The sequence below is a fragment of the Poinsettia branch-inducing phytoplasma str. JR1 genome (assembly GCF_000309465.1).
GTDB classification, from domain to species: domain Bacteria; phylum Bacillota_I; class Bacilli_A; order Acholeplasmatales; family Acholeplasmataceae; genus Phytoplasma; species Phytoplasma pruni.
Window position 1 is genome coordinate 1 of the sequence record NZ_AKIK01000075.1, and the last position, 2,410, is coordinate 2,410.

At 26.9% G+C, this 2,410-nt stretch carries 1 protein-coding gene and 2 pseudogenes; all 3 read right to left on the bottom strand.

Annotation, left to right across the window (positions count from 1 at the left end; genetic code table 11):
- Window positions 1-874 (bottom strand): annotated as a pseudogene (locus ON17_RS01895) (hypothetical protein); the annotation flags it as partial.
- Window positions 871-1,530 (bottom strand): hypothetical protein, encoded by a 660-nt coding sequence (locus ON17_RS01900; protein WP_017191818.1) that lies wholly within the window; start codon window positions 1,528-1,530, stop codon window positions 871-873. The gene ON17_RS01900 and the pseudogene ON17_RS01895, both read right to left, overlap by 4 nt.
- 466 nt (window positions 1,531-1,996) lie before the next feature.
- Window positions 1,997-2,410: pseudogene (locus ON17_RS03570) on the bottom strand (hypothetical protein); the annotation flags it as partial.

Genomic DNA, 2,410 nt, shown 5'->3' on the forward strand with positions numbered 1-2,410 from the left:
AAATCTTTTTCCATTCTTCGTTTTGATGTTGATTTTGTTCCATTTGGAGTTTTAAATTATTAGTTTCTGTTTCTAATTCTTGAATTTGTTGTTGATATTTTTCAATTTGTGTTTTAATGTCAGCTAAAGTTTTTTCGTGTTGAGCTCTTAAATTATTTTGTTCTTCTTGGGTTTGATCTAATTTCTCTTCTAACAAGTGTTTATCTTTATTCAAACGGTTTATTTCTTCATCTTTCAATACTAGTTGAGCTTCAAAATTAATTTTATTTGTTTGTAAATTTTGTTTTAAAGTGTCAATTTCAGTTTGTAAAAGAACTTTTTCTTGGGTTGATAATTGTTGATTATGGACTAGATTTTGTTCTTTCGTTTGAATAATATTTTCTTTTTGTTCAATTTCTTGTCTTAATTTTTCTAAATCTTGGGTTTGTTGTTTTAGCTGTTCTTCTAAAGTAGTTATTTTTTGCTGATTATCAACAATAGTTTTATTTTTTAAAGTTAATTGTTCTGTATTGTGAGATAAATTATTTTTTAATGCTGTTATTTCTTCGTTTAAAGCGTTTTTTTCTTGTTCTGATAAGGTCTTATTTGCTTCTAAAACTTGTTCTTTTTGTTTTAATAAGTTCTGATAATTATTGTTTTCCGCTTCTAAATTTAAAAGTTCTAATTCTTGAGCTTTTAGATTAGTTTCTAAAAATTGTTTATCACGATCAAACTGTTGTTTTTTCTCTTGTTCTGTTTGGACTAATTTTTGTATTTCTTCTTGATTTTGCGGATTGTCCAACCATTTTTCTTTAAAACGTTCTTGAGTTTTATTTGGTTGTTCTGTGGTAGTAAGTATTTGCTTGTGAGGTTCATTTCCTTCCTCTTTTATCAACTCCTTTCTGTCGGATTGAACTTTTTTGTGGTTTCGTCTTCTTTCTCTATTCTTTTAATTTCAGTAGGAGGGATTTTATTAGAAGGAGGAGTATTGTTAGGAGGAAAAAATAAATTTTTTAAAAAATATGTTGCACCCATTAATATCAAAGGTTTCCCTATAAATGGGCCTACGACAGGAATAGCCAAACACAATAAACCAACTCCTATTAAAGCTAAAGCTGGCGCTATTACAGCAAAAATGTGAGCTGCTGTATCAGACAAATTTAGACCATTTTTAGCCAAATCTTTAGTTCCGTCATAAATATAATAAATAATTTCGTTAGTTTTATTTATAGCACCTTGGCCGAGGTCTTTAGTTTTATCCACAATACCTTGGCCGAATTTGCCTATCTGAGCAAAAGCATTAGGAAAAAAGATAAATAAAACCGTATATAAGAGACCTAAAACAATCATAATAGGCAGTAAAGCACTAAATATGTTACCTATTTTTTTGATTAAACTTGTTTTGCTTTCTGTTGGTTGGGTTTGAATAATTAAAGGTGTTTTATTATTTAAAGGGTGATTAGTTGTCTTTTTAATAGTAGTATTTTTATTTTGAGATGAAGTTTTTTTATTTTGATTTTTATTCTTTTGAGTTGGTTTCCATGCTTTCATTGGTTTAAATCCTTTCGTTTTTTAATTTCATATTTATTTTTTAATTAATTTATTTAAGTATATAATATATATATTTTACCCCCATCAAAAGATGGAGGTAAAATAGAGACAAAAGTGTTTTGAAAAATCATCACAAAATTCATCACACAATTATAAATTTCTTTAAAAATCATATACACCTATGATTTTTAAAGTTTTTTCAACAGTTTGATAATCAAACATACTAAGAAAATTTATCTTTTTGGTATTTGAAGATTTAATTATTTATTTAATAAATAAATCAATTACAAATCCTCATCAAAGCCTTAAAGTTAAAATTTTCAAAAAAACATTAATTTATATTTGTAAAATAATTTTTATTTATTTCAAAAACAAATAAATTAAATGTTTTCTATACAATTATTCGCCAATAATTTGTATAGTTTTCAACAGTTTAATGTCTTATTGAAGGACAAAAAATAATTAATTAATCATCACTATATTTATATTCTCCTCCTGTGTTAAACTTCTCAGTATAAAGACTTAAAGTTTTACGCACAGGGTTGAGGTAGAGATAATAGGTTTTGTCTTTATATGTATCAATTAAATCCTCGTTGTTTCTAACATAAATCGGGGTATTAACAGGATAAATAAAACAATCTTGATCTAGTTCTAAGAGATATTTAGGGCCTTTAAAATGAAATTCGAATGTATGTTCAGCGCTTTTGTGAAATAAGTTAGCTTTACCAACGAAGAAAGATTGAGTTTTATCATCACTTGCTTTTTCAATAAAACCACGGAAATAATCCGTTCCTTTATATTTCCCTCCGAGGGTGTCCCCATCTTCCCATTGGTCAAAAGGATATTTAACAAAAGGAGCTAAATCAGTTGGTTCTTTTTG